Below are 25,989 nucleotides of genomic sequence, written 5' to 3'. Positions count from 1 at the left end.
ATCTCGATTTTCGAGACAGCAAAAGAACTTATCTCAATTTTTCTCGACTGCTTGCCATCTTTCACCCCGGCGGTTAGGGTTGAGCTTATGAAAACCTCTCACACCCTCATTCAGCTCCGCCAGCACCGCAGCCTGTGCCTTGTCAGCGCACGACTGCCAGGCTGAATCGATCTGCCTCGTCCTAAAGTTTTATCCCCAATAACAGTTCTACGGCAGGCCGCCTTTTTTCGGCCCCTACAACCAAGGATTTTCCGATGAGCATGCTCAAAGACCCGTCTTCGAAATACCGCGCGTTCCCGACCATCGACATCCCGGACCGTACCTGGCCGTCGAAGACCATCACCCAAGCGCCGATCTGGTGCAGCTCCGACCTGCGTGATGGCAACCAGTCGCTGATCGAGCCGATGGACGCGGCGAAAAAGCTGCGCTTCTGGAAGACCCTGGTGGCCGTTGGCGTAAAGGAAATCGAAGCCTCGTTCCCTGCCGCGTCGCAAACCGACTTCGACTTCGTGCGCACCCTGATCGAAGACAACCACATCCCCGAGGACACCACCATCCAAGTGCTGACCCAGGGTCGTGAAGACTTGATCGCACGCACCTTCGAATCTCTGCGCGGCGCGAAGAAAGCCATTGTGCACTTGTACAATGCCACCTCGCCGTCGTTCCGCCGCATCGTGTTCAACCAGGACAAGGACGGCATCAAGGCCATCGCGGTCAACGCCGCCAAGCTGTTCGTCAAATACGCCGCCCAGCAGCCGGAAACCCAGTGGACCTTCGAATATTCCCCAGAGACCTTCAGCGCCACTGAGCTTGAGTTCGCCAAGGAAGTCTGCGACGCGGTGATCGAGGTGTGGAACCCCACGCCTGAGCACAAGATGATCCTCAACCTGCCCGCCACGGTTGAATGCGCCACCCCTAACATCTATGCCGACCAGATCGAGTGGTTCGGTCGCCATATCAACCGTCGTGACAGCGTGATCATCAGCCTGCACACCCACAACGACCGTGGCACTGGCGTGGCGGCCACCGAGTTGGGCCTGATGGCCGGCGCTGATCGTGTGGAAGGCTGCCTTTTTGGCAACGGCGAGCGCACCGGGAACGTCGATTTGGTCACCGTGGCGCTGAACATGTACACCCAGGGCCTGGACCCGCAGTTGGACTTCTCGGACATTGACGGCGTGCGCAAAGTGGTCGAGGAATGCAACCAGATCCAGGTGCACCCACGTCACCCGTATGTCGGCGACCTGGTGCATACCGCGTTCTCCGGCTCGCACCAGGATGCGATCCGCAAGGGCTTCTCCCAGCAGAAAGACGATGCGTTGTGGGAAGTGCCGTACTTGCCGATCGACCCGGCCGATATTGGCCGCAGCTACGAGGCCGTGATCCGTGTGAACAGCCAGTCAGGCAAGGGCGGCATCGCCTACTTGCTGGAGCAGGAATACGACATCAGTTTGCCCCGTCGCATGCAGATCGAGTTCAGCCAGGTGGTACAGGCCGAAACCGATCGCGTGGGCCTGGAGATGACCGCGCCACAGATCTACGCCTTGCTGCAGCGTGAGTACTTGCAAGCCAACACGCCGTACGCGCTGGTCAGCCACCGCCTGCAGGAAGAGAACGGCAACAGCTTTGTCGAGGTGGAAGTCTCCGGCAAAGGCCAGGGCGAAACCAACCTGCACTGGAAAGGCAAAGGCAACGGCGCGCTGGAAGCCTTGGTGGCCGGCTTGCCGATTGGCGTTGAAATCATGGACTACAACGAGCATGCGATTGGTGCGGGTACCAATGCCAAGGCGGCGGCTTACATTGAACTGCGCGTGAACGGCGAACGCCCGGTGCATGGGGTGGGGATCGATGAAAACATCACTACCGCCAGCTTCAAGGCGCTGTTCAGTGCGCTGAACCGCTCGTTGAGCCAGTTGGAAGCCAAAGCGGCGTAAGCATTGCCGTAATGCAAAAGGCCCCTGGGTGAGAATCCCGGGGCCTGATCGTTCCCACGCTCTGCGTGGGAATGCAGCCCTGGACGCTCTGCGTCCGCCCTTAGAAGCGGTACGCAGAGCGTCCCAAGAGGCGTTCCCACGCAGAGCGTGGGAACAATCTCAGAGCCTCAGACAAACTGAAAGCTATCGGCATCTAGATTCGCCGGGAATCGTGTACGGTAAGCCGCCAGCTCCGCCGCATCCAGGATCACCTGGAACACCCCATCCGCCTCCCCTGCACTCAGCAAAGTCTCACCCTGGAAATCCAACACCTGGCTATCGCCGGTGTAGGCAAACCCCTTGCCGTCGGTGCCCACCCGGTTCACCGCCGCCACGTAACACAGGTTCTCAATGGCCCGTGCCGGCAATAGCCGATTCCAATGCTGACGCCGAGCGCCCGGCCAGTTGGCCGTGTACAGCAGCAGGTCCGTATCCTGGGCGTCGCGGCTCCACACCGGGAAGCGCAAGTCATAGCAGATCAGCGGGCGAATGCGCCAACCCTTCAACTCGAACTGCACCTGGCGCTCGCCGGGGGTGTAATGGTCATGTTCACCGGCCATGCGGAACAGGTGGCGCTTGTCGTAATGCAAGACCTCACCATCCGGCCGCGCCCACAGCAGACGGTTGCGGTGGCTGCCATCGGCGGCCTGGATGATCACACTGCCGGTAATCACGGCCTGATACTTTGCCGCTTGGGCTTGGAGCCAATGATGGGTGGGGCCGCTTTCCGGCTCGGCGAGGGCTTCTGATTCCATGGAAAAACCGGTGGTGAACATCTCTGGCAGCACAATCAAGTCGGCGCCTTTGGCCTGCTCCAGCAGCAACTCGAAGTGTTCAAAGTTGGCCTGGCGGTCATGCCAGGCCAGGCTCGTCTGCACCAGGGCAATGTTCAGATTGGGCAGTGCACTCAGATCGCGCATAGTTTTTCCGCCGCTTGTCGCAACGTCTCCTCGCGTTTGGCAAAGCACAGGCGCACCAGGCGCTGGCCTTGGGGTGGGTGCTGGTAGAACACCGAAACCGGAATGGTCGCCACGCCATGTTCGCGGGTCATCCACAGGGACATGGCGACGTCATCCAGGTCTGGGCGAATCTGCGAGTAATCCACCAGTTGGAAGTAAGTGCCGGTCACCCGGGTAAAGCTCAAGCGCGATGGCGCCAGCAGGTCGCAGAACAGGTCACGTTTGGCCTGGTAAAAAGCCGGCAGTTCGTCGACATGCTCCGGATGTTCGGCCATGAAGTCTGCCAAAGCGTACTGCAAAGGGGTGACGCCGCAAAAGTTGACATATTGATGCACCTTGCGCAGTTCAGCTGTCAGGGCCGGCGGCGCGACCACGTAACCGGTTTTCCAGCCGGTCACGTGATAGGTCTTGCCGAAGGAGCTGACCACAAAGGCGCGCTGATACAGTTCCTGATGGGCCAATATGCTGACGTGGGGCACACCGTCGAATACCAGGTGTTCGTAGACCTCATCGCTGACCAGATAAATATCACGGTCGCGGATCAGTTCGGCCAACTGGTCCAGCTCGGCGCGGCTGATCAGCGCGCCGGTGGGGTTATGTGGCGAGTTGATGATGATCATGCGCGTGCGCGGTGAGAGCGCGGCCCTGATCTTGTCAAAGTCGAGGGCGAAGCCTTGCAGGCTCAATTGCACATGCACGCAGCGACCACCGGCCAGCTCGACCGACGGCTCGTAGCTGTCGTAGCTGGGGTCGAACACGATGACTTCATCGCCGTTGCGGATGACCGCCTGGATCGCGCAAAAGATCGCCTCGGTGGCGCCTGGGGTGATGGTCACTTCGCTGTCGACATCCACTGTGACGCCATAACTGCGGGCGATCTTGGCCGCCACTTGCTGACGCAACACGGGCAGGCCGGTCATCGGTGCGTATTGGTTATGGCCGAGGGCGATATGCTTGCCCACGGCATCGAGTAAACGTTGCGGGCCATTGAAATCGGGGAAGCCCTGGGACAGGTTGAGCGCGCCGGTTTCAGCGGCGAGTTGCGACATGGTGGTGAAAATGGTCGTGCCGACATTCGGCAGCTTGCTGGTGATCATCGGAAGCCCCTGCAGGTGAACCCCAAGTTTTAAGCTGCCCACTGCCTCGGGTCAAGGCACAAACGGTCGCGCATAAAAAAGAGCTCCAAAGGAGCCCTCTCTTGCAGCGTGTCGCTTACAACGCAAAGCTGCCGTTATTTCTTGTCACGGCGCTTCTTGTCGGCTTTCTTGTGGTGAGTCATCAAACGACGCTTCTTGTTCACCTGACGGTCGGTCAGTGTGTTCTTGTTGCCTTCGTATGGGTTCTCGCCACCCTTGAACTCGATACGGATCGGCGTACCGACCAGTTTCAAGACACGGCGGTAAGTGTTTTCCAGGTAACGCACGTAGGACTTGGGCACCTTCTCGATCTGGTTACCGTGGATCACGATAATCGGCGGGTTGGCACCACCCAAGTGGGCGTAACGCAGTTTGATCCGGCGGTTGTTGACCATCGGCGGCGCGTGCTCGCCCACCGCGTCTTCCAGGATCTGGGTCAGGCGGTTGGTCGGCCAGCGGGTAACCGCGGACTTGAACGAGTTCTGTACGGACGCGTAGAGGTTGCCCACGCCGGTGCCGTGCAGTGCCGAGATAAAGTGGATATCGGCGAACTCAACGAAGAACAACCGACGCTGCAGCTCGATCTTGACGAAATCGCGCTCGCTCGGCGTCATGCCGTCCCACTTGTTGATCGCGATTACCAGGGCCCGACCGGCTTCCAGGGCAAAGCCCAGCAAGTTGAGGTCGTGGTCCACCACGCCTTCGCGGGCGTCCATTACGAAGATCACCACGTTGGCGTCTTTGATCGCTTGCAGGGTTTTGACCACGGAGAACTTTTCAACTTCTTCGTGGATCTTGCCGCGCTTGCGCACACCGGCGGTGTCGATCAGCGTGTACTTCTCGTCGTTACGCTCAAACGGGATGTAAATACTGTCGCGCGTGGTGCCGGGTTGGTCGTAGACGATAACGCGGTCTTCACCGAGCATACGGTTGACCAGGGTCGACTTGCCGACGTTCGGGCGGCCGATGATAGCGATCTTGATACCGTCTTTTTCGCTCGGGCCAGGAATGCGCTTGGCTTCCTCACCTTCAGCGACGATCTCTTCCTCGCCCTCTTCTTCCTCGACGTCATCCTTGGGAAAGTCGCGCAGGGCGATTTCCAGCATCTGGGTGATGCCGCGACCGTGGGCACCGGCGACCGGGATCGCATCGCCCAGGCCCATCGGACTGAATTCGGCACGGGCGGCCTCAGGATCGATGTTGTCGATCTTGTTGGCGACCAGATAGGAGCGCTTGTTGCGCTTGCGCAGGTGCTCGCCAATCATCTGGTCGGCAGCGGTATAGCCCGCGCGGGCGTCCACCAGGAACAACACGACATCGGCTTCTTCAATGGCCAGCAGTGACTGCTCGGCCATTTTTTCGTCCATGCCATGCTCGTCACCGGAGATACCACCGGTGTCGACAATAATGTAGGAGCGCCCTTGCCACTTTGCCTCACCGTATTGGCGATCACGGGTCAGACCGGACAAGTCGCCGACAATGGCGTCGCGAGTCCTGGTCAGGCGGTTGAACAGGGTGGACTTGCCGACGTTAGGTCGGCCCACCAGGGCGATTACGGGAACCATGCGGCTCTCCACTTCGTTATTTCAGAAAATACAAAAGCCGCTGCAGGGCAGCGGCTGGTGCTCGGGGCAGCATCGTCAGATGCCGCATGCCCCGCCGAAGCAGGGCCGCCTGGGGGTTACCCCAAGCATAGTCAAACCTTTACTTGATGGTCAGGGCTTCCAGCTTGCCGCCGTTGCCATACACATAAAGCATGTTACCCACCACCAGCGGACGCGCACGCAGGCCGTCGCTGTCGATACGCTGGCGACCGACAAAACGACCGTCCACCTGGCTCAGCAGGTGCAGGTAGCCTTCGAAGTCACCCACCGCGACGTAGCTGGAAAAGACTTCCGGTGCCGACAATTGACGGCGAGCCAGGGAGTCATTGCTCCACAGTGCAGTGGTGGAACGCTCATCCACACTTTCAACGGTGCCGGATGCCAGGCTCACATAGACGCTGCCAAACCCTTGGGCGACACCCGCATAGCTGGAAGCATCACGCTGCCAGTTGATGCGACCGCTTTGCAGGTCCAACGCGGCAACACGACCCTGGTAGGTGGCGACGTAGAGGGTTTCACCCGACAGCAGCAAGCCGCCGTCGATGTCGACCACGCGATCCAGTTCGGAACGACCTTGCGGGATGGCCACACGGGTTTCCCAGGCCGGCACGCCGTTCTGGGTATTCAGGGCAACCACTTTACCGGTCGACAGGCCAGCAACGGCCAGGTTGTTGGTCACAATCGGACCACTGGTACCGCGCAGGGTCAATACCGCTGGGGTGCTGTCGTACAACCAGCGTTGGTCGCCGGTGGAGGCATCCAGGCCGATCACGCGGTCATCCTGGGTTTGCACCACGACGATATCGCCGTTGGTCGCCGGTGCCGAGAGCACTTCACTGGTCACGCGAGCGCGCCATTTCTCTTCACCGGTGCTGGAGTCCAGCGCGACCACGTCACCCTTGAGGGTACCGATCAGCACCATGCCGTAGCCGACGCCCACACCGCCGGAAACCGGCAGTTCGAGGTCTTTCTTCCACTTGACGTCGCCGCTCATGCGATCCATGGCAACCACGACACCAGTGGAATCAGTAGCCACGATGTTGTCGCCGTCAATCGCCGGCTGCAACAGGTTGTAGAGGTCGCCCTGCCCATCACCAATGGATTGGCTCCATTGTTTTTGCAGGACCACTTCTTCCTTGAAGCTGGTCAGCTCGGCAGGAGGCAGTTCTTTTTTGCTGTTGCTGCTGCAACCCGCGGCCAAAACGGCCAGAGCCAGCAATGCTGCATGTTTCCAACGGATCACGTCACGCATCCCCTTTGGCCAAGTCGTCGAGCTTGATTTGTAAGCCACCGACCGCCGCTTCATCAGACAGCGCCGCCTTGGCTTTTTGGTACGCAGCATGGGCTTCGTCGGTACGACCCAATTGGACCAACAGGTCGCCCTTGAGCTCTTCGCGAGTTGCCACGAATGCCTTGTCAGCATCGCCGTCGAGCAGTTTGAGTGCTTCGTCAGCCTTGTTCTGTGCCGCCAATACCTGTGCCAGGCGCTGACGTGCGATTTCACCCAGGGTCGGGTTGGTCGGCTTGTCGGCAATGGCCTTCAGCTCGGTGACGGCGTCATCCAGCTTGCCGGTATCGACCGCGACTTTCGCGACGAACAGGCTGCCGTACTGGGCGTAGGTGCTACCGCCGAATTCGTTCTTCAGCTTGCCGGCCAGATCCGCCACCTGCGCAGGGTCAGGCTTGCCGTCCGGGGTCAGGGTAGTTTCCAGCAGTTGCTGATAAACGATCGAGGCACCTTGGGACTGGTTGGCCTGATACTTGGTCCAGGCTTGCCAGCCGAACACCACCACTAGCGCCAGCAGGCCGCCTGTGACCAGGGGCTTGCCGTTACGCTGCCACCAGTCCTTGAACTCGGCCAGTTGCTCATCATCAGTACTCGACACCCCAATACTCCTTAATCGCTAAATTCGGCTGTTCGACAGCTTCAACCCTGCACGATGCAGGTGGCCAAGTGCGCAGCGAGCGCATCAAAGGCAATGTTCTGTTGTTCACCCTGGCCACGCAGGGGTTTGAAACCTATCACTTGCTGGGCCAGCTCGTCATCGCCGAGGATCAGTGCGTAAAGCGCACCGCTCTTGTCGGCCTTCTTGAACTGGCTCTTGAAGCTACCAGCGCCGGCATTGATCTGCAGGCGCAGGTTGGGCAACTGGTCACGTACTTTTTCGCTCAAGGCCAGAGCCGCCAGTTCGGCAGCCTCGCCGAAAGCGCACAGGTACACGTCCACCTGACGGGAAATCTCTTCCGGAACCTGCTCCAGAGTTTCCAGCAGCAGGATCAGCCGCTCGATGCCCATGGCAAAGCCTACGCCCGGGGTCGGCTTGCCGCCCATTTGCTCGACCAGGCCGTCGTAGCGACCACCGGCACACACGGTGCCCTGGGCGCCGAGCTTGTCGGTGACCCACTCGAACACGGTCTTGCTGTAGTAGTCGAGGCCACGCACCAGCTTGGGGTTGATCACGTAGGGAATACCGGCTGCATCCAGACGAGCCTTGAGGCCCTCGAAATGCACGCGGGACTCGTCGTCCAGGTAATCAGCCATTTTCGGCGCATCGACCAGCACGGCCTGGGTGTCGGCGTTCTTGGTATCCAGCACGCGCAACGGGTTGGTCTTCAGACGGCGTTGGCTGTCTTCGTCCAGCTTGTCCAGGTGGGCCGACAGGTACTCGACCAGGGCTTCGCGATAGCGACCCCGGGACTCGCTGGTGCCCAGGCTGTTGAGTTCAAGCTTGACCGCATCGCGGATGCCCAGTTGGCCCCATAGGCGCCAGGTCAGCACGATCAGCTCGGCGTCGATGTCCGGGCCGTCCAGGTTGAAAACTTCGCAACCGATCTGGTGGAACTGGCGGTAACGGCCTTTCTGCGGGCGCTCGTGGCGGAACATCGGGCCGATGTACCAGAGCTTCTGGGTCTGGCCACCACCGGTGATGCCATGTTCCAGTACGGCACGCACGCACGCGGCCGTGCCTTCCGGACGCAGGGTCAGGGAGTCGCCGTTGCGGTCTTCGAAGGTGTACATCTCTTTTTCGACGATGTCGGTCACTTCACCGATGGAGCGTTTGAACAGCTCGGTGAACTCGACGATCGGCATACGGATCTGCTTGTAACCGTAGTTATCCAGCAGGCGCGCGACAGTGCTCTCGAAGTAGCGCCACAGTGGCGTCTGCTCCGGCAGGATGTCGTTCATGCCACGAATGGCTTGCAGAGACTTGCTCACATCAGATCCTTAAATTCGTTCAATCAGCCGCGAGCGATCAGCGCTGCGTCAGCGGCGACCTTCTCGGCCGCTTTCTCGCGGATCAGCTTTTCCAGCTCGTCCACCAGATTGTCATTCGTTAGCTTCTGCGACGGCTTGCCGTCGATGTAAATCAGGTTTGGTGTACCACCGGTCAGGCCCACATGAGCCTCTTTGGCCTCGCCCGGCCCATTGACCACACAACCAATCACTGCGACATCCAGCGGCACCAGCAGGTCTTCGAGGCGCAACTCCAGGTCGTTCATGGTTTTCACCACGTCGAAGTTCTGCCGCGAGCAGCTCGGGCAGGCAATGAAGTTGATACCACGGGAACGCAAACGCAGGGATTTTAGAATGTCGTAACCGACCTTCACTTCCTCAACGGGGTCTGCCGCCAGGGAGATGCGGATAGTATCGCCAATCCCTTCGGCGAGCAGCATACCGAGACCCACCGCAGATTTCACTGTGCCTGAGCGCAAACCGCCCGCTTCGGTGATACCCAGGTGCAACGGTTGCACGATTTCCTTGGCCAGCAGGCGATAGGCTTCTACCGCCATAAACACGTCGGAAGCTTTTACGCTGACCTTGAAGTCCTGGAAATTCAGACGTTCAAGGTGTTCAACGTGGCGCAGGGCCGACTCGACCAGCGCCGCCGGAGTGGGCTCGCCGTATTTCTTTTGCAGGTCTTTTTCCAGAGAGCCGGCGTTGACGCCGATGCGGATCGGAATACCGCGATCACGGGCAGCGTCCACCACAGCACGCACGCGGTCTTCACGCCCGATGTTGCCGGGGTTGATACGCAGACAGTCCACACCCAGTTCGGCCACGCGCAACGCGATCTTGTAGTCGAAGTGAATGTCGGCAACCAGCGGTACCTTGACCAACTGCTTGATACGACCAAAGGCCTCGGCTGCGTCCATGTCTGGTACGGAAACTCGCACGATGTCCACACCGGCCGCTTCCAGACGGTTGATCTGGGCCACGGTGGCCGCTACATCGTTGGTGTCGCTGTTGGTCATGCTCTGCACTGCGATAGGGGCATCGCCACCCACCGGCACCGAGCCGACCCATATCTTGCGAGATACGCGACGTTTGATTGGAGATTCGCCGTGCATGACTATTGTCCCAACTTGAGGCGAGCGGTCTCGCCACTGGTGAACGGCGCCACGTCTACAGGCTGACCGTTGTAGGCCACTTGCGCGCCACGGGCGAAGCCCAGACGCAGCGTCAAAGGAGGCTTGCCGCCCTGGTCAAGCGTATCGCCCTTACGCTTCAAACCGCTGAACAGCACTTTGCCGTTGCCATCGGTAACTTGCGTCCAGCAGTCAGCGATGAAGGTAATTTGTACGCGCCCGTCGCCGGCGATCAATGCCGGGGTGGTGGGAGGCGACATCGCCGGCGCTGCAGGTGCGGCTGGCGCAGGGGTCGCAGGTGCGGGTGTTGGAACCGCCGGAGCCTGGGCCACGGGTGCTGCGGGAGCGGTCGGAACAGCCGGAGCCGGTACCGCAGCAGGGGCCGTGCCAGCATCTGGCGCGGGTTGATCGGCAGTGGTCGGCGCTTGCGGCGCGGCTTGCCCTTCTACCACGGCCTGGTCTTCCGGCTCGTCCAGGGGGTGGATCTGGGTGGTACCGTCGGCGCTTTCGACTTCGACATGTTCCATGGCGTTGCTGGTCAGGTCTTTGCTGCGCAGGGAGGCTTGGTCTTGCCACCAGACGAAACCGCCGCCGACCACGGCAACCAGCAACAACAAGCTGACAATCCGCAAAATCGTGTGGGAAACCCGCGTTGGCTCTTCGATGCGCCCAAGGCCATGGACATTACTGCCCTGGGCATCGGTACCGGTGAACTGGTCGAATTCCTGCACCAGTACGGCCTGGTCGATACCCAACAATTTGGCGTAGGCGCGGATATAGCCGCGGGCAAAGGTATGCCCAGGCAGCTTATCGAACGCGCCGGCTTCCAGGTTGGCCAGGGAGGTGCTGGTCAAATTGAGCTTGAGGGCCACTTCCGCCAGCGACCAACCATTGCTTTCGCGGGCCTGGCGCAAGGTTTCGCCTGGGTTGACGCGATTAGCTGCTACATCTTCCGGGTGCGCGGCTTTCATCATTGCTCCGACAGGTATTGCTGATATTCCGGCGTACCGGGATAGAGTCGTTCGAGTTGCTGGCCAAAACGTGCGGCCGTGTCGTGTTCTTCATGAACCGTCGCCAGGCGCACACCGAGCAATAGACTACGTGCATTTTGCCCGCTGAGCAGGCTAAAACGCTCGTAATAGTCACGTGCCGGCACATAATGCCTGTCTTCGTAAGACAACTCAGCCATTTCGAGCAATGCCCGTGGCTGGCGACTGTTCAGGTGCAGGGCTTTTTCCAGTTGCTGGCGGGCGCTGTCGCGCTGACCGAGGCGCATCGAGGTCACACCAAGGTTCTCGAACACCCGCGAACGCTGCGGGTAGAGAGTATCGGTGGCGGCTTGCTGGAAATAACGTGACGCCAGGTCATACCGTTTCTGCTCGAACAGGAAACTGCCGTAGTTATTCAGCAGCCGCGGATCGGCAGGGCGGGAGGCCAGGGCCTTGTGAAAATAGCGGTCGGCCAGCTCGGGCTCGGCCTGAGCCTGAAACACCAGGGCCAGCGCGGCATTGGCATCGGCATCATCAGCGTCCAGCTCAAGGGCCTTTTTCAACGGCACCTTGGCCTGCTCGCTCATGCCTTGGCGCAGGTACCCCAAACCCAGTTGCACATAGGCAACTCGCGCCTCGTCACGGCCTTTATCAGTGCGCAACGGGCTGTCATGGCCCGATGAAACGCAACCGGCCACGAGGCCGGTAAACAGTAAAAGCAGCGCAAGGCGCAAGGGCATAGAGATCCTCTCAGATTCGATTCACAGCGATTTGCGGCAAATCTTCAGCGGCGTTAAGTTCGCGCACGGCGATGTAACGCTCACTGCGGCGGGTGCGGTCCATCACCTGCCCTACCAATTGGCCACAGGCGGCATCGATGTCTTCACCACGAGTGGTTCGCACAGTGACGTTATAGCCGGCCTGGTGCAGTTGATCCTGGAAACGACGGATGGCGTTGTTGCTCGGCCGCTCGTAACCAGAATGAGGAAACGGGTTGAACGGGATCAAGTTGATCTTGCACGGGGTGTCCTTGAGCAATTCGATCATCTCGACCGCGTGCTCCAGCTTGTCGTTGACGTCCTTGAGCATGGTGTACTCAATGGTCAGCACACGCTTCTCACCCAGGGTCGCCATATAACGCTGGCACGATTCGAGCAGCATCTTAAGCGGATACTTCTTGTTGATCGGTACCAATTGGTTACGCAATGCGTCATTAGGTGCGTGCAGCGACAACGCGAGGGAGACGTCGATGTGCTTGGCCAGCTCATCGATCATCGGTACCACGCCGGAGGTCGACAGGGTCACACGGCGCTTGGAGATGCCGTAGCCCAGGTCGTCCATCATCAAATGCATGGCCGCAATCACGTTGTCGAAATTCAGCAGCGGCTCACCCATGCCCATCATCACCACGTTGGTGATGGCACGGTCGACGGTCGCCGGGACGCTGCCAAAGGATTTGTTGGCAATCCACACTTGGCCGATGACTTCGGCGGCGGTGAGGTTGCTATTGAAGCCTTGCTTGCCGGTGGAGCAGAAACTGCAGTCCAGGGCACAGCCTGCCTGGGACGAAACGCACAATGTGCCGCGCTTGCCCTGGGGAATGTACACGGTCTCGACACAGCTACCGGACGCCACGCGCACCACCCATTTACGGGTACCGTCGCTGGAAATGTCCTCGCTGACCACTTCGGGACCACGCACCTCGGCAATGGCCTTGAGCTTGTCGCGCAGGGCCTTGCTGACGTTCGTCATGGCGTCGAAATCGTCGACGCCAAAGTGGTGAATCCACTTCATTACCTGACCGGCACGGAAACGCTTCTCCCCGATTGAGTCGAAGAATTTCTCCATTTCCGGCTGAGTCAGACCCAGCAGGTTGGTTTTAACAGTCGATGTAGTCATGGATTCACCCTCACTCTTTAAGCCGATGCTTAGCGAGCGGTTACTTCAGTAGCAGCGAAAAAGTACGAGATTTCGCGAGCAGCAGCAGCTTCGGAGTCCGAGCCGTGTACAGCGTTGGCGTCGATGGACTCAGCGAAGTCAGCACGGATGGTGCCGGCAGCTGCTTCTTTAGGGTTGGTAGCGCCCATCAGCTCACGGTTCAGAGCGATAGCGTTTTCGCCTTCCAGAACCTGAACAACAACAGGACCGGAGATCATGAAGGCAACCAGGTCGCCGAAGAAGCCACGAGCGCTGTGCTCAGCGTAGAAGCCTTCAGCTTCAGCCTTGGACAGTTGCTTGAGTTTCGAAGCTACAACCTTCAGGCCGGCTTTTTCGAAACGAGTGGTGATCTCGCCGATGACGTTTTTTGCAACAGCGTCAGGCTTGATGATGGAGAAAGTACGTTGAACAGCCATGGTGTAACTCCAGAAACGGTAATTTACGAAAAATTAAACCCGCGAATTATACGCGGGTTATTGGGTATTGCCTAACTGCGTAAAAAGGCGGCTCAGTCTGCTTCTTCGATCCACAGGCCTTGAATCGCCTCAAGGACCTTTTCGCCACCCCGGTCAGGGATGTCGTCAAAATCCGGCAGTGCCATTACGAGGTCGCGCAGCTTGACGAAGTTCACCGTAAGAGGATTGACCTCAGGATGAGCTTGCGCAAGTTGTATAGCGATTTCTTGTACATCAACCCATTTCAGGCTCATGACATTTCCTTGAATCAATGCGGCGCTTCGGCTGCATGGTTGAGCGAATATTTCGGGATTTCGACGGTGAGGTCTTCAGTCCCCACTTTCGCCTGACAACTCAGGCGCGACGTCGGCTCCAGGCCCCACGCCCGATCAAGATAGTCTTCTTCCAGGTCGTCAGCCTCATTGAGGCTGTCGAAACCTTTACGAATGATGCAGTGACACGTGGTGCAGGCATTCACGCCGCCACAAGCACTTTCGATCTCGATGTGGTTGTCATGGGCGACGTCAAGCAGGGACTTGCCGGTCTCAGCCTCCACGACCATGCCGTCAGGGCAATGTTCGGCGTGCGGTAGAAAAGTGACCTGCGGCATCAGTTATTCCTCAATTTCATTCAGGTTGCGGCCCGCCAGCGCGGCTTTAACCGTCTGATCCATACGGCGGGCAGCAAAGGCATCAGTGACTTGCGACAGGCGCTTGGTCTGTTGCTCGATGGCGTAACCATCGTTGCCTTTCATCAGTTCGGCCAGTTCCTGCATCTGCAGGTCAATGACCATGCGCTCTTCGGCATCCAGCAAGCGCTCGCCGTCGGCTTCAAGGGCGCCCTGCACCGCTTCGAGCAGGCGCTGGGCATCCACTTGTTGCTCACGCAATACGCGGGCGACCTTGTCGTCACCGGCATACTGGAATGAATCCTTGAGCATCTTGGCGATTTCGCCATCGGTGAGGCCGTAGGACGGCTTGACCTGGATGCTGGCTTCAACGCCAGACGCCAGTTCGCGCGCAGCGACACTGAGCAGGCCATCGGCATCGACCTGGAAGGTCACGCGAATTTTCGCCGCGCCCGCGACCATCGCCGGAATGCCACGCAATTCAAAGCGCGCCAGGGAACGGCAGTCGCTGATCAGCTCGCGCTCACCTTGCAGCACATGAATCATCATGGCTGTCTGACCGTCTTTGTAGGTGGTGAAGTCCTGGGCGCGCGCGACGGGGATGGTGGTGTTACGCGGAATCACCTTCTCCATCAGGCCGCCCATGGTTTCCAGGCCTAGCGACAGCGGAATCACGTCGAGCAACAGCAATTCGCCGCCATCACGCTTGTTACCAGCCAGGGTATCGGCCTGGATGGCAGCGCCGATGGCGACGACTTGATCCGGGTCGATTTCGGTCAGTGGTTGGCGCCCAAAGGCTTCGGCTACCGCTTCACGCACGCGCGGAACGCGGGTGGAACCGCCCACCATGACCACTGCGCCAACGTCCTCCAACTCGATACCGGAATCACGCACAGCACGACGGCAGGCCTTGAGGCTGCGGGCGACCATCGGTTCGATCAGCGCATCAAAGGCTTCGCGAGTCAGTGGGGCCGACCAATTACCGTAGCAAACGTCAACAGAAGCAGCGTCAGTCAGCGCCTCTTTGGCCGCGCAGGCAGTTTGCAGCAGGTTGCGCTGCGCGCCTGGGTCCAGATCAGCCGACAAGCCGGCACTGCTGATGATCCAGCCAGCAATGGCGTGATCAAAATCATCGCCACCCAGGGCGCTGTCGCCGCCGGTCGCGAGCACTTCGAACACACCGCCGGTCAGGCGCAGGATCGAAATATCGAAGGTACCGCCGCCCAGGTCATAAATAGCGACCAGGCCTTCAGCGTGCTGATCGAGGCCGTAGGCCACAGCTGCCGCAGTCGGCTCGTTGAGCAAGCGCAGCACGTTCAGGCCGGCAAGTTTCGCCGCGTCCTTGGTGGCTTGACGCTGGGCGTCATCGAAATACGCCGGAACGGTGATAACCGCCCCTACCAGCTCACCACCCAAGGTATTTTCCGCACGCTGGCGCAGCACCTTGAGAATATCGGCCGACACTTCGACCGGGCTCTTGGGCCCCTGGACGGTGTCGATGAACGGCATATGGGACTCGCCGCCGACAAAGCGGTACGGCAGTTGGTCACCCAATTGCTTGACGTCGGACAACCCACGACCCATCAAGCGCTTGACCGACAACACCGTGTTCAAGGGGTCTGCGGACGCGGCGAGCTTGGCCGACTCGCCCACTTCAGTGCGATCTGCGTGATAACGCACAGCGGACGGCAGGATCACCTGCCCATCGGCGTCAGGCAGTGGCTCGGACAGGCCGCTGCGCAAGGCAGCAACCAGGGAATTGGTGGTGCCCAGGTCAATCCCGACCGCCAGGCGACGCTGGTGCGGTTGAGGGCTTTGGCCGGGTTCGGCGATTTGCAGTAGAGCCATGGTAATCAGGTCTTATCTGTCTATCAGGCGTGCATCACGGGCAGCACTGGGTTAATCGTCGAGGCGCTCTTCTAGCTGGCGCACTTCGTAGGTGAGCTTGTCGAGAAACTGCATGCGCCGCATCAGGCGCTCGGCCTGTTCGCGTTGCGCCGCATCATCCCAACAGGCTGCGAAGCTTTCGTTGAGCTCATCCTGGGCGGTTTTCAGACGACGCTTGAAGACCGCGACACCCGCCACATCGGCTTCGTCCTGCAGTTCTTCGAGTTCTTCACGCCATTGCATCTGCTGCATCAGGAAGTCCGGATCATGCACGGTGACCTCCATCGGCAACTCACCGCCCTTCATCGCCAGCAAATAGCGCGCGCGTTTGGGGGGGCTTTTGAGCGTCTGATAGGCTTCGTTGAGGCTGGCCGATTGCTCAAGGGCCAAGCGCTGCTCACGCTCGGAAGCGTCAGCGAAGCGGTCCGGATGCACCCCACGCGCCAATTCACGGTAGCGCGTGGCGAGCTGCTCAAGGTCCAGCCGAAAGCTCGGCTGCAGCTCGAATAAAGCGAAATGACAAGGAGTACCCACGAGTAGCCTCAGATGTTGAAGCTTTCGCCGCAGCCACATTCACCGCGCACGTTAGGGTTGTTGAACTTGAAACCTTCGTTCAACCCTTCCTTGACGAAATCGAGTTCGGTGCCGTCCAGGTAGGTCAGGCTCTTGGGGTCGATGATCACTTTCTCGCCGTGACTTTCGAACACTTGATCCTCTTCAACCACCTCGTCGACAAACTCCAGCACGTAGGCAAGGCCGGAACAGCCCGTGGTGCGTACACCCAGACGAATCCCCTCACCTTTACCGCGCCCATTCAGGGAGCGGCGAATGTGCTGCGCAGCCGCTTCTGTCATGCTGATAGCCATCGTTGACTCCTTACTCGTCGCCAAATGCTTAGATCAAGCCTTTCTTCTGCTTGTAGTCGCGAACAGCTGCCTTGATGGCATCTTCAGCGAGTACGGAGCAGTGGATTTTCACTGGCGGCAACGCCAGTTCTTCGGCCAGCTGGGTGTTGCTGATGGTGACAGCCTCATCCAGGGTCTTGCCTTTCATCCATTCGGTCGCCAGGGAGCTGGAGGCGATGGCCGAACCGCAGCCGTAAGTCTTGAATTTGGCGTCTTCGATAACGCCAGCATCATTGACCTTGATCTGCAGGCGCATTACATCGCCGCACGCCGGGGCGCCGACCATGCCGGTGCCGACATCTGGATCTTCCGCGTTCATCTTGCCGACGTTGCGCGGGTTTTCGTAGTGGTCGATGACCTTTTCGCTGTAAGCCATGGTACTGAATCCTCACTCATCAGGGCCGCTCTGGAACCCTGTAGAAACGCCTGCGTTTTCCGCCACGTTCCTACAGAGCTTGGGTGGCGGCTTCTATAGTTAGTGTGCCGCCCACTCGATCTTGGAAATATCGACACCGTCTTTGTACATGTCCCACAGTGGCGACAGAACGCGCAGCTTGTTGACGGCTTCGCAGACCTTCTGCGCGGCGTAGTCGACTTGCTCTTCAGTGGTGAAGCGGCCGAACGTAAAGCGGATCGAGCTGTGGGCCAGTTCGTCGTTGCGGCCCAGGGCGCGCAGTACGTACGAAGGCTCAAGGGACGCCGAGGTGCAGGCCGAACCGGACGATACCGCCAGGTCCTTGAGCGCCATGATCAGCGACTCGCCTTCGACGTAGTTGAAGCTCAAATTCAGGTTGTGCGGTACACGAGCGGTCATGCTGCCGTTGATGTACAGCTCTTCAAGGTTTTCGACCTGCTTGTAGAAGCGATCGCTCAGGGCCTTGATGCGCACGTTTTCGGCAGCCATGTCTTCCTTGGCCACACGGAAAGCTTCGCCCATGCCGACGATCTGGTGGGTCGCCAGGGTGCCCGAACGCATGCCGCGCTCGTGACCGCCGCCATGCATGGTGGCCTCGATACGTACGCGCGGCTTGCGGCTTACGTAGAGAGCACCGATGCCTTTAGGGCCGTAAGTCTTGTGGGCCGAGAACGACATCAGGTCGACTTTCAGCTTGGACAGGTCGATATCGACCTTGCCAGTGGACTGAGCAGCGTCGACGTGGAGCAACACGCCCTTGGAGCGAGTCAGCTCGCCGATGGCGGCGATGTCGTTGATAGTGCCGATTTCGTTGTTCACGTGGATCACCGAAACCAGGATGGTGTCTTCACGCATCGCGGCTTCGATCATGGCCGGGGTGACGATACCGTCGGTGGTTGGCTCAAGGTAGGTAACCTCGAAACCTTCACGCTCCAGTTGGCGCATGGTGTCCAGGACAGCCTTGTGCTCAATCTTGGTGGTGATCAGGTGCTTGCCTTTGGTCGCGTAGAAATGCGCCGCGCCCTTGATAGCCAGGTTGTCGGACTCGGTGGCACCAGAGGTCCAGACGATTTCGCGCGGGTCGGCATTGACCAGGTCAGCGACTTGGCGACGAGCGTTCTCGACCGCTTCCTCGGCTTTCCAGCCGAATACGTGGGAACGGGAGGCCGGGTTGCCGAAGTTTCCGTCGACCAGCAGGCATTCGCTCATTTTTTGCGCGACACGCGGATCAACCGGGGTGGTCGCTGAGTAATCAAGGTAAATCGGCAATTTCATGGACTTTCTCCTAAATCAGGCTGGCTGGCGTGCCGTTAGCTCTTCGGCTGTCACTCGACGGCGGACGCTTCAATCTTGTCCAGACGCGGCGCCTTGGTGTTGCAACGGCGCTGGTCCTGACGCTGGGCTACTTCTTGCACCTCACGGCGAGTCACAAGATCAGCCAAGCTGATACCACTCAAAAACTCATGGATCTGCAGGCTCAAGTCACACCACAAGTGGTGCGTCAGGCAGGTGTCACCGGCATGGCAGTCACCCAAACCCTGGCATTTGGTGGCATCGACGGATTCGTTGACCGCGTCGATCACCTGGGCCACCTGAATGCCCTGCATGTCGCGGGACAACTGATAGCCACCACCCGGACCGCGAACGCTGGAAACCAGATTGCTACGGCGCAATTTGGCGAACAACTGCTCGAGATAGGACAGGGAAATGCCTTGGCGCTCGGAGATATCGGCCAGGGACACCGGCCCAGTTTGCGCGTGCAAGGCCAAGTCGAGCATGGCGGTCACCGCGTATCGGCCTTTTGTAGTCAGTCTCATGGACAAGTACCAAGGTGTTTCAGAATGGGAGCAAGTATGCGATTCCCGAGTATTTAAGTCAACTATAAGACCTAGTACTTTAGTCAGGAATACCCGTAAAAAGGGCGCGCGAATCATAGCAGGATGGGGTGGGATGGACCAGCGGGAACAGGGCAGAGCCGAGAAGGCAGGACAAACGGAGGTCAACATGTGGGAGCGGGCTTGCTCGCGAATGCGATGAGCCAGTCAATATACTCGGTGACTGACACGCCGCCTTCGCGAGCAAGCCCGCTCCCACAGGGGTTTTGCAGTGATTGCGAAACCTCAGCTTGCCTTGGTGGCAGCCTCGTCCTTGATCTCAGCAAAATCCTCTTCACGCAGTTCAGGCAGGTCTTTGGCGCAGTACGGGCTGCCCAGCTCCTTCAGCGCCCCGCACATGCCCTCCAGCTTGCCATCCACCGCCTGCAGATGATCAAGCAATTGACCAATAGCACGAGCCACTGGATCGGGCATGTCTTCACTAACGCCATAGGCATCGAAACCAATCTTTTCGGCCATCGCCTTGCGCTTGGCCTCTTGCTCATCACCGTCTTGCGGCTTGACGATGATGCGGCCTGGAATACCCACAACCGTGGCACCCGGCGGCACAGCCTTGGTCACTACCGCGTTGGAGCCAACCTTCGCGCCCGCACCCACGGTAAACGGCCCGAGCACCTTGGCGCCCGCCCCTACTACCACCCCATCGCCCAGCGTTGGGTGGCGCTTACCCTTATTCCAGGTGGTGCCGCCCAGGGTCACGCCTTGATAGAGGGTGACGTCATCGCCGATCTCGGCTGTCTCGCCAATCACGATGCCCATGCCGTGATCGATAAAGAACCGACGGCCCACCTTGGCACCCGGGTGGATCTCGATACCGGTCAACCAACGTCCAAAGTTCGATACCAGCCGCGCCAGCCACTTCCAGCCCATGCCCCACAGGGCGCCGGACAAGCGGTGGATCCAGATCGCGTGCATGCCCGGGTAGCAGGTCAGCACTTCAAAGGCGTTGCGCGCCGCCGGGTCACGGTGGAAAACACTTTGGATATCTTCTCGCAAACGCTCGAACATTTTTAATCCTTCCGCTTAAGAAGCTCACCACGGGCCGCTTTCTGGGTTTCCGTGAGGATGCCACGCAATATGTTCATTTCAGCCCGGCTCACCGAGCTGCGGCCGTACAAACGACGCAGGCGCGCCATCAAGTGCCGTGGCTTTTCAGGGTCGAGGAATTCGATGGCGACCAGGGTTTGCTCCAGGTGCTCATAGAACCGTTCCAGCTCGTCCATGGTGGCCAACTCGCCACTTTTGGTCGATGCAACCTCTTCCTTTTCCACCTTGCTCGGCTGGCCGGCAGCGGCCAGCCAGGCCATGCGCACTTCGTAAGTCAGCACCTGCACCGCAGCCCCGAGGTTCAGCGAGCTGAACTCAGGGTCTGATGGGATATGCACGTGGTAATGACATCGCTGCAGCTCTTCGTTGGTCAGGCCGGAGTCCTCACGGCCGAATACCAAGGCGATTTCAGCACCGCCAGCAGCCTCCTCCACCACTTTAGTGCCGCATTCGCGCGGATCCAGCAGCGGCCAAGGGATACGACGGTCACGGGCGCTGGTGCCGAGCACCAGATTGCAGCCGACCAAGGCGTCCTCCAAGGTGGCGACCACCTGGGCATTTTCAAGCAAGTCATTGGCGCCGGACGCACGGGCATCCGCCTCGTGGTGCGGGAATACCCGCGGTTCGACCAGCACCAGGCGCGTCAGCCCCATGTTTTTCATGGCTCGCGCCACCCCGCCGATGTTGCCGGGATGACTGGTATTGACCAAGACGACACGAATGTTTTGCAGCAAGGGAGGCGCTCGCGGACACAGGAAAGGGGAGCAAATCTTACAGAACCGCCTAAGGTTATGCCATGAAAGCGAACGTCGTCCTTCACCTGAGGAAAGTTTCTGCTAGAATGCTCGGCTTTCTTTAACAACCTTAGGTGACCTATCCATGCAGCCCATGCTGAATATCGCGCTGCGCGCCGCCCGCAGCGCCAGTGAATTGATCTTCCGCTCCATCGAGCGCCTGGATACCATCAAGGTCGACGAAAAAGACGCCAAGGATTATGTATCCGAGGTGGATCGCGCCGCCGAACAGAAAATCATCGACGCCCTGCGCAAGGCCTACCCTACCCACGGCATCCTCGGTGAAGAAACCGGCCTGCACAAAGGCAGTGGCGAAGGCGAAGACTACCTGTGGATCATCGACCCACTGGATGGCACCACCAACTTCCTGCGCGGCATCCCGCACTTTGCCGTGAGCATCGCCTGCAAATACCGTGGCCGCCTGGAACACGCCGTTGTGCTGGACCCGGTTCGCCAGGAAGAATTCACCGCCAGCCGTGGTCGTGGCGCCCAACTGAACGGTCGTCGCCTGCGTGTCAGCGGCCGCACCAGCCTGGAAGGCGCTCTGCTGGGTACCGGCTTCCCATTCCGTGACGACCAGATGGACAATCTGGAAAACTACCTGGGTATGTTCCGCGCCCTGGTTGGCCAGACCGCCGGCATCCGCCGCGCCGGTGCAGCCAGCCTGGACCTGGCGTATGTAGCCGCCGGTCGCTTTGATGCGTTCTGGGAGTCGGGCCTGTCCGAATGGGACATGGCAGCAGGCGCCCTGCTGATTCAGGAAGCGGGCGGCCTGGTGAGCGACTTCACCGGCGGTCACGACTTCCTGGAGAAAGGTCACGTCGTGGCTGGCAACACCAAATGCTTCAAGGCAGTACTGACGGCGATCCAGCCGCACCTGCCGGCTTCGCTGAAGCGCTAAGCGAGCGAGCACAAAAAAAGCACCCCTCGGGGTGCTTTTTTTATGCCTGGGATTTAGCAAAAAACCAATTCCAACTGACTCAATACAATCCAATGTGGGAGCTGGCTTGCCTGCGATAACAGCCTGCCAGCCAACTCACGGGTTACTGACCCACCGCCATCGCAGGCAAGCCAGCTCCCACACTTAAACCTTGCAAGGCTTGGGATTACTGCTGGTTCTGACCTAGGATCAAACGACCTTCCTTATCCACCGGAATCTGGCTGCCAGGGTCACGCTCCATACGCACGGTACCTTCCTTGCCATCCAGGTTGTAACGCACGTCATAACCGACCACCTTGTCACTGATGTCGTTAACGGTGTTACAGCGAGTTTGTGTGGTGGTGTAGGTATCGCGGTTCTGCATGCCTTCCTGAACCTTGTTACCGGCATAACCGCCACCGACCGCACCGGCCACGGTGGCCAGCTTCTTACCGTTACCGCCACCAATCTGGTTGCCCAGCAGGCCACCCGCCAGGGCACCCACCACGGTACCGGCGATTTGATGTTGATCCTGCACCGGACGCTGCCGGGTCACGGTGACGTCCTTGCAGACCTCACGCGGGGTTTTGATCTGGGTTTTCACCGGCTGTACCGCCAGTACTTGCGCATACTCAGGGCCGCTTTTTACCAGGCTGTAGGTGGCAACAGCGCCTCCGGCAGTCACACCGACAGCACCCAATACCGCACCAACCAGCAACGACTTGTTCACATGAACCTCCTGACCATCACAAGCGGACCGAAAGATCCGCGCTATACCCAGCCTTGGAGCAAAAAAAAAGGCGCGAGTTCAATACTCGCGCCTTTCTTGTAACAGCGGATCAACAAACGCCCATCAAGGACGGTCGTCGACCTCCTTGTCGGTAGCGGCAGGAGGGATCAAGTCTTCGCTGTTGAGGTTCAGCCAGATCAGCACCACGTTGGCGATGTAGATCGACGAGTAGGTACCCGCCAGAACGCCGATAAACAGCGCCAGGGAGAAGCCCCACAGGTTATCGCCACCGAAGATCATCAGCGCAGCAATCGCCAGCAAGGTGGAGATCGACGTCGCCATGGTCCGCAGCAGGGTCTGCGTGGTGGAGATGTTGATGTTCTCGATCAACGTCGCCTTGCGCAGCACCCGGAAGTTCTCACGAACCCGGTCGAAGACCACGATGGTGTCGTTGAGCGAATAACCAATGATCGCCAGCACAGCTGCCAATACGGTCAGATCGAAGGTGATCTGGAAGTAGGCCAGGATACCCACGGTCACGATCACGTCGTGGATCAGCGACACAATGGCGCCGACACCGAACTTCCACTGAAAGCGGAATGCCAGGTAGATCATGATGCCGACCAGCGCCATCAGCATGCCGAGGCCGCCCTGATCGCGCAGTTCTTCACCCACTTGCGGGCCGACGAACTCGACGCGCTTGACCGACGCCGGGTTATCGCCGCCGACCTTCTGCAAGGCCTCGGCTACCTGGTGACCCAGTTGCGGGTCTTCGCCAGGCATGCGCACCAGCAGGTCGGTGGTGGCACCAAAGCTCTGCACCACGGCTTCGTGATAGCCGGCCTTGACCAGCTCGCTGCGCACCAGGGTAACGTCGGCCGGCTTCTCGTAGGTCAGCTCGATGAGCGTACCGCCGGTGAAGTCCAGGCCGTAGTTCAGGCCCTTATGGAACCAGCTGAACAACGCCAGAACGGTAAGGAGCACGGTGACGCCGAACGCAATATTGCGGACGCCCATGAAGTTGATTGTACGTAACATGGCAGCCCCTTAAATCCACAACTTCTTGAAGTCACGCCCGCCAAAGATCAGGTTGACCATTGCGCGGGTCACCATGATGGCCGTGAACATCGAGGTAAAGATCCCGAGGGACATGGTCACCGCAAAACCTTTCACCGGGCCTGTGCCCATGGCGAAGAGAATCCCGCCGACCAACAGTGTGGTCAGGTTGGAGTCGAGGATCGCGGTAAATGCCCGGCCGAAGCCTTCGTTGATTGCACGCTGCACGGTCATACCGGCGGCGATCTCTTCACGAATCCGCGAGAAGATCAGCACGTTGGCGTCCACCGCCATACCCATGGTGAGTACGATACCGGCGATACCTGGCAGGGTCAGTGTGGCGCCCAGCAACGACATCAACGCCAGCAGCATCACCATGTTGCCCGCCAGGGCGACAGTGGCGATCACACCAAAGAAGCGGTAGATGGCGATGATGAACAGCGACACGAACAACATACCCCACAGCGCCGCATCGACACCTTTGGTGATGTTGTCAGCACCCAGGCTCGGGCCGATGGTACGCTCTTCAGCGAAGTACATCGGTGCAGCCAGGCCACCGGCACGCAGCAGCAACGCCAGCTCGGAAGACTCGCCCTGGCCGTTCAGGCCAGTGATACGGAACTGAGCACCCAGCGGCGACTGGATGGTCGCCAGGCTGATGATCTTCTTCTCTTCCTTGAAGGTCTGCACCGGCACGTCTTTCTCGACACCGTTGACCATCTGCTTGGTGTAGGTGGTCACCGGGCGCTGCTCGATGAAGATCACCGCCATGCTGCGACCAACGTTGCTGCGCGTGGCGCGGCTCATCAGTTCGCCGCCATGGCCATCCAGACGGATGTTCACTTCAGGCGTGCCGTGCTCGCCGAAACCGGCCTTGGCGTCGGTCACCTGGTCACCGGTGATGATCAAGCCACGCTCGATCAGCGCAGGAGGACGGTTGCCTTCACGGAATTCGAATTCTTCGGAAGTTGCACGCGTAGCGCCTGGGTCTGCCGCGAGACGGAACTCCAGGTTGGCGGTCTTGCCGAGGATACGCTTGGCTTCAGCAGTGTCCTGTACGCCTGGCAGCTCAACCACGATGCGGTTGGCACCCTGGCGCTGCACGATCGGCTCTGCCACACCCAGCTCGTTGACGCGGTTACGGACCGTGGTCAGGTTCTGCTTGATGGAGTATTCGCGGATTTCAGCGATCTTGGCCGGGCTCATCGCCAGACGCAGTACCGCTTGGCCGTTCAGGTCGGCAGGCACGATGTCGAAGTCATTGAAGTTCTTGCGGATCAGCGCACGGGCCTGTTCGCGGGATGCTTCGTCAGCAAAGCCCAGCTGGATGGCGCCATTGAGCTGCGGCAGGCTGCGATAACGCAGCTTCTCTTTGCGCAGGAGGCTCTTCACGTCGCCTTCGTAGACCTTCAGACGTGCGTCCAGGGCCTTGTCCATGTCGACTTCCAGCAGGAAGTGCACACCGCCGGACAAGTCCAGACCCAGCTTCATCGGGTGCGCGCCAATGCTGCGCAGCCATTGTGGCGTGGTCTGGGCCAGGTTGAGCGCGACAACGTAGTCGTCACCCATGGCCTTGCGTACGACATCTTTGGCCGGCAATTGGTCTTCTTGCTTGGTCAGGCGCAACAAGCCGCCTTTGGATCCAGCCGCCAAGGTTGCCGCTTTAACCTGGATACCCGCGTCGGTGAGCGCTTTGCTCGCACGGTCCAGGTCAGCCTGATTGACCTGCAGCGAAGTGCTGGCGCCAGAGATCTGGATCGCCGGGTCATCAGGATAGAGATTGGGAGCGGAATAAATAAAACCGATCGCCAGCACCGCCAGGATCAGTACGTATTTCCACAGAGGGTATTTGTTCAGCATCACGCCGCCCGCTTATAACGCGGGGCGCCTTGCGCGCCCCGTCGATTGGTAAAGGTTGTTACTCAGATCGCTTTGAGCGTGCCTTTAGGCAGCGTGGCGGCGATGGCGCCCTTCTGGAACTTCATTTCCACGGTGTCGGAGACTTCCAGTACCACGAAAGCATCGGAGACCTTGGTGATCTTGCCGGCGATACCGCCAGTGGTCACGACTTCGTCGCCTTTTTGCAGGCTGCCCAGCAGGTTTTTCTGCTCTTTGGCGCGCTTGGCCTGTGGACGCCAGATCATCAGGTAGAAGATGACCAGGAAGCCGACCAGGAAAATCCACTCGAAACCACCGCCCATAGGGCCGGCAGCAGCAGGCGCAGCGGCGTCAGCCATGGCGTTAGAGATAAAAAAGCTCATTTAGCACTCCAGTTGCAAATAGTGAATCTT

27 protein-coding genes are annotated in these 25,989 nt (G+C 59.4%); 2 read left to right on the top strand and 25 right to left on the bottom strand.

All coding sequences use genetic code 11. The features are described from left to right. Positions 1–254 precede the first annotated feature (254 nt). Positions 255–1,934, top strand: a complete 1,680-nt coding sequence (gene leuA / locus BT199_RS16655) for a 2-isopropylmalate synthase (protein ID WP_057703912.1) — start codon at positions 255–257, stop codon at positions 1,932–1,934. Between the two features lie 167 nt (positions 1,935–2,101). Here leuA and BT199_RS16650 read toward each other — a convergent pair whose 3' ends face one another. From BT199_RS16650 to trmJ, 21 genes are all read right to left on the bottom strand, one after another. Beyond that, a complete protein-coding gene (locus tag BT199_RS16650) occupies positions 2,102–2,893 on the bottom strand; it encodes an amidohydrolase (protein ID WP_014719813.1) in 792 nt (263 codons plus the stop codon). After that, positions 2,881–4,029, bottom strand: a complete 1,149-nt coding sequence (locus BT199_RS16645; RefSeq protein ID WP_072435057.1) for a pyridoxal phosphate-dependent aminotransferase — start codon at positions 4,027–4,029, stop codon at positions 2,881–2,883. Before BT199_RS16645 ends, BT199_RS16650 begins: the two co-directional genes overlap by 13 nt. Before the next feature lie 134 nt (positions 4,030–4,163). Continuing rightward, positions 4,164–5,633 carry a ribosome biogenesis GTPase Der gene (der, locus tag BT199_RS16640; protein WP_005791167.1) on the bottom strand — a complete coding sequence of 490 codons (1,470 nt, stop codon included), beginning with the start codon at positions 5,631–5,633 and terminating at the stop codon, positions 4,164–4,166. Positions 5,634–5,772: 139 nt separating this feature from the next. Then, entirely contained in the window at positions 5,773–6,924 is a 1,152-nt protein-coding gene (bamB, locus tag BT199_RS16635) for an outer membrane protein assembly factor BamB (protein ID WP_014719815.1), read from the bottom strand. Then, positions 6,917–7,558 (bottom strand): YfgM family protein, encoded by a 642-nt coding sequence (locus tag BT199_RS16630; protein WP_014719816.1) that lies wholly within the window; start codon positions 7,556–7,558, stop codon positions 6,917–6,919. The genes bamB and BT199_RS16630 overlap by 8 nt, the downstream gene beginning before the upstream one ends. A 41-nt stretch (positions 7,559–7,599) precedes the next feature. Then, complete coding sequence (hisS, locus tag BT199_RS16625) at positions 7,600–8,889, bottom strand: histidine--tRNA ligase (RefSeq protein WP_019817223.1); 1,290 nt, start codon at positions 8,887–8,889, stop codon at positions 7,600–7,602. Positions 8,890–8,912: 23 nt separating this feature from the next. Next, positions 8,913–10,022 (bottom strand): flavodoxin-dependent (E)-4-hydroxy-3-methylbut-2-enyl-diphosphate synthase, encoded by a 1,110-nt coding sequence (gene ispG / locus BT199_RS16620; protein WP_003175952.1) that lies wholly within the window; start codon positions 10,020–10,022, stop codon positions 8,913–8,915. Between the two features lie 2 nt (positions 10,023–10,024). Then, entirely contained in the window at positions 10,025–11,011 is a 987-nt protein-coding gene (locus BT199_RS16615; RefSeq protein WP_072435035.1) for a RodZ domain-containing protein, read from the bottom strand. Further along, complete coding sequence (gene pilW / locus BT199_RS16610; RefSeq protein ID WP_014719819.1) at positions 11,011–11,769, bottom strand: type IV pilus biogenesis/stability protein PilW; 759 nt, start codon at positions 11,767–11,769, stop codon at positions 11,011–11,013. The genes BT199_RS16615 and pilW overlap by 1 nt, the downstream gene beginning before the upstream one ends. 10 nt (positions 11,770–11,779) lie before the next feature. Continuing rightward, complete coding sequence (gene rlmN, locus BT199_RS16605) at positions 11,780–12,928, bottom strand: dual-specificity RNA methyltransferase RlmN (protein ID WP_003194014.1); 1,149 nt, start codon at positions 12,926–12,928, stop codon at positions 11,780–11,782. A 29-nt stretch (positions 12,929–12,957) separates the two neighbouring features. Further along, entirely contained in the window at positions 12,958–13,383 is a 426-nt protein-coding gene (ndk, locus tag BT199_RS16600) for a nucleoside-diphosphate kinase (RefSeq protein WP_003175956.1), read from the bottom strand. Between the two features lie 92 nt (positions 13,384–13,475). After that, positions 13,476–13,676, bottom strand: coding sequence for a Fe-S cluster assembly protein IscX (gene iscX, locus BT199_RS16595; RefSeq protein ID WP_014719820.1), 201 nt, complete (start codon positions 13,674–13,676; stop codon positions 13,476–13,478). Between the two features lie 14 nt (positions 13,677–13,690). Further along, a complete protein-coding gene (gene fdx, locus BT199_RS16590; protein ID WP_005791182.1) occupies positions 13,691–14,032 on the bottom strand; it encodes an ISC system 2Fe-2S type ferredoxin in 342 nt (113 codons plus the stop codon). Positions 14,033–14,035: 3 nt separating this feature from the next. Further along, positions 14,036–15,898 (bottom strand): Fe-S protein assembly chaperone HscA, encoded by a 1,863-nt coding sequence (hscA, locus tag BT199_RS16585; RefSeq protein WP_014719821.1) that lies wholly within the window; start codon positions 15,896–15,898, stop codon positions 14,036–14,038. 51 nt (positions 15,899–15,949) lie between these two features. Then, positions 15,950–16,471, bottom strand: coding sequence for a co-chaperone HscB (hscB, locus tag BT199_RS16580; RefSeq protein ID WP_014719822.1), 522 nt, complete (start codon positions 16,469–16,471; stop codon positions 15,950–15,952). An 8-nt stretch (positions 16,472–16,479) separates the two neighbouring features. After that, positions 16,480–16,803 carry an iron-sulfur cluster assembly protein IscA gene (gene iscA / locus BT199_RS16575; RefSeq protein ID WP_003209680.1) on the bottom strand — a complete coding sequence of 108 codons (324 nt, stop codon included), beginning with the start codon at positions 16,801–16,803 and terminating at the stop codon, positions 16,480–16,482. A 28-nt stretch (positions 16,804–16,831) separates the two neighbouring features. Continuing rightward, complete coding sequence (gene iscU / locus BT199_RS16570) at positions 16,832–17,218, bottom strand: Fe-S cluster assembly scaffold IscU (RefSeq protein WP_003175965.1); 387 nt, start codon at positions 17,216–17,218, stop codon at positions 16,832–16,834. Between the two features lie 99 nt (positions 17,219–17,317). After that, on the bottom strand, positions 17,318–18,532 hold the full coding sequence (locus BT199_RS16565; protein ID WP_003194019.1) for an IscS subfamily cysteine desulfurase: 1,215 nt from the start codon (positions 18,530–18,532) through the stop codon (positions 17,318–17,320). A 50-nt stretch (positions 18,533–18,582) separates the two neighbouring features. Then, a complete protein-coding gene (iscR, locus tag BT199_RS16560; RefSeq protein WP_003194020.1) occupies positions 18,583–19,074 on the bottom strand; it encodes a Fe-S cluster assembly transcriptional regulator IscR in 492 nt (163 codons plus the stop codon). Positions 19,075–19,377: 303 nt separating this feature from the next. Further along, positions 19,378–20,160 (bottom strand): serine O-acetyltransferase, encoded by a 783-nt coding sequence (gene cysE, locus BT199_RS16555; RefSeq protein ID WP_072435033.1) that lies wholly within the window; start codon positions 20,158–20,160, stop codon positions 19,378–19,380. 2 nt (positions 20,161–20,162) lie between these two features. After that, positions 20,163–20,933, bottom strand: coding sequence for a tRNA (cytosine(32)/uridine(32)-2'-O)-methyltransferase TrmJ (trmJ, locus tag BT199_RS16550; protein ID WP_014719824.1), 771 nt, complete (start codon positions 20,931–20,933; stop codon positions 20,163–20,165). Between the two features lie 145 nt (positions 20,934–21,078). Here trmJ and suhB point away from each other — a divergent pair, with 145 nt between their 5' ends. Next, entirely contained in the window at positions 21,079–21,894 is an 816-nt protein-coding gene (suhB, locus tag BT199_RS16545; RefSeq protein ID WP_005791195.1) for a type III secretion system regulator SuhB, read from the top strand. A gap of 205 nt (positions 21,895–22,099) precedes the next feature. Here the strand turns inward: suhB and BT199_RS16540 are convergent, their stop codons facing one another. The 4 genes from BT199_RS16540 to yajC all read right to left on the bottom strand — a co-directional run bounded on the left by BT199_RS16540 (position 22,100) and on the right by yajC (position 25,959). Further along, positions 22,100–22,642, bottom strand: a complete 543-nt coding sequence (locus tag BT199_RS16540; RefSeq protein WP_003194023.1) for a glycine zipper 2TM domain-containing protein — start codon at positions 22,640–22,642, stop codon at positions 22,100–22,102. 123 nt (positions 22,643–22,765) lie between these two features. Next, positions 22,766–23,680, bottom strand: coding sequence for a protein translocase subunit SecF (gene secF / locus BT199_RS16535; protein ID WP_014719825.1), 915 nt, complete (start codon positions 23,678–23,680; stop codon positions 22,766–22,768). A 9-nt stretch (positions 23,681–23,689) separates the two neighbouring features. Then, positions 23,690–25,558, bottom strand: coding sequence for a protein translocase subunit SecD (gene secD, locus BT199_RS16530; protein ID WP_014719826.1), 1,869 nt, complete (start codon positions 25,556–25,558; stop codon positions 23,690–23,692). Positions 25,559–25,620: 62 nt separating this feature from the next. Then, entirely contained in the window at positions 25,621–25,959 is a 339-nt protein-coding gene (yajC, locus tag BT199_RS16525) for a preprotein translocase subunit YajC (protein ID WP_003175975.1), read from the bottom strand. Positions 25,960–25,989 lie beyond the last annotated feature (30 nt).

Origin of the sequence: Pseudomonas sp. NFR02 (assembly GCF_900119375.1) — a bacterium.
Classification (GTDB): domain Bacteria; phylum Pseudomonadota; class Gammaproteobacteria; order Pseudomonadales; family Pseudomonadaceae; genus Aquipseudomonas; species Aquipseudomonas paracarnis.
Note: the sequence above shows the minus strand (reverse complement) of the source record. Positions and strands in the feature narration are given on the sequence as shown.

Coding starts and splice junctions, on each gene's coding strand:
- iscR (WP_003194020.1), bottom strand. CDS start 19,074: ATGAGACTGACTACAAAAGGCCGATACGCGGTGACCGCCATGCTCGAC.
- bamB (WP_014719815.1), bottom strand. CDS start 6,924: ATGCGTGACGTGATCCGTTGGAAACATGCAGCATTGCTGGCTCTGGCC.
- pilW (WP_014719819.1), bottom strand. CDS start 11,769: ATGCCCTTGCGCCTTGCGCTGCTTTTACTGTTTACCGGCCTCGTGGCC.
- iscA (WP_003209680.1), bottom strand. CDS start 16,803: ATGGCTATCAGCATGACAGAAGCGGCTGCGCAGCACATTCGCCGCTCC.
- ndk (WP_003175956.1), bottom strand. CDS start 13,383: ATGGCTGTTCAACGTACTTTCTCCATCATCAAGCCTGACGCTGTTGCA.
- leuA (WP_057703912.1), top strand. CDS start 255: ATGAGCATGCTCAAAGACCCGTCTTCGAAATACCGCGCGTTCCCGACC.
- iscX (WP_014719820.1), bottom strand. CDS start 13,676: ATGAGCCTGAAATGGGTTGATGTACAAGAAATCGCTATACAACTTGCG.
- fdx (WP_005791182.1), bottom strand. CDS start 14,032: ATGCCGCAGGTCACTTTTCTACCGCACGCCGAACATTGCCCTGACGGC.
- hscA (WP_014719821.1), bottom strand. CDS start 15,898: ATGGCTCTACTGCAAATCGCCGAACCCGGCCAAAGCCCTCAACCGCAC.
- BT199_RS16645 (WP_072435057.1), bottom strand. CDS start 4,029: ATGATCACCAGCAAGCTGCCGAATGTCGGCACGACCATTTTCACCACC.
- suhB (WP_005791195.1), top strand. CDS start 21,079: ATGCAGCCCATGCTGAATATCGCGCTGCGCGCCGCCCGCAGCGCCAGT.
- BT199_RS16650 (WP_014719813.1), bottom strand. CDS start 2,893: ATGCGCGATCTGAGTGCACTGCCCAATCTGAACATTGCCCTGGTGCAG.
- der (WP_005791167.1), bottom strand. CDS start 5,633: ATGGTTCCCGTAATCGCCCTGGTGGGCCGACCTAACGTCGGCAAGTCC.
- rlmN (WP_003194014.1), bottom strand. CDS start 12,928: ATGACTACATCGACTGTTAAAACCAACCTGCTGGGTCTGACTCAGCCG.
- BT199_RS16615 (WP_072435035.1), bottom strand. CDS start 11,011: ATGAAAGCCGCGCACCCGGAAGATGTAGCAGCTAATCGCGTCAACCCA.
- secF (WP_014719825.1), bottom strand. CDS start 23,680: ATGTTACGTACAATCAACTTCATGGGCGTCCGCAATATTGCGTTCGGC.
- yajC (WP_003175975.1), bottom strand. CDS start 25,959: ATGAGCTTTTTTATCTCTAACGCCATGGCTGACGCCGCTGCGCCTGCT.
- iscU (WP_003175965.1), bottom strand. CDS start 17,218: ATGGCTTACAGCGAAAAGGTCATCGACCACTACGAAAACCCGCGCAAC.
- cysE (WP_072435033.1), bottom strand. CDS start 20,160: ATGTTCGAGCGTTTGCGAGAAGATATCCAAAGTGTTTTCCACCGTGAC.
- secD (WP_014719826.1), bottom strand. CDS start 25,558: ATGCTGAACAAATACCCTCTGTGGAAATACGTACTGATCCTGGCGGTG.
- ispG (WP_003175952.1), bottom strand. CDS start 10,022: ATGCACGGCGAATCTCCAATCAAACGTCGCGTATCTCGCAAGATATGG.
- BT199_RS16565 (WP_003194019.1), bottom strand. CDS start 18,532: ATGAAATTGCCGATTTACCTTGATTACTCAGCGACCACCCCGGTTGAT.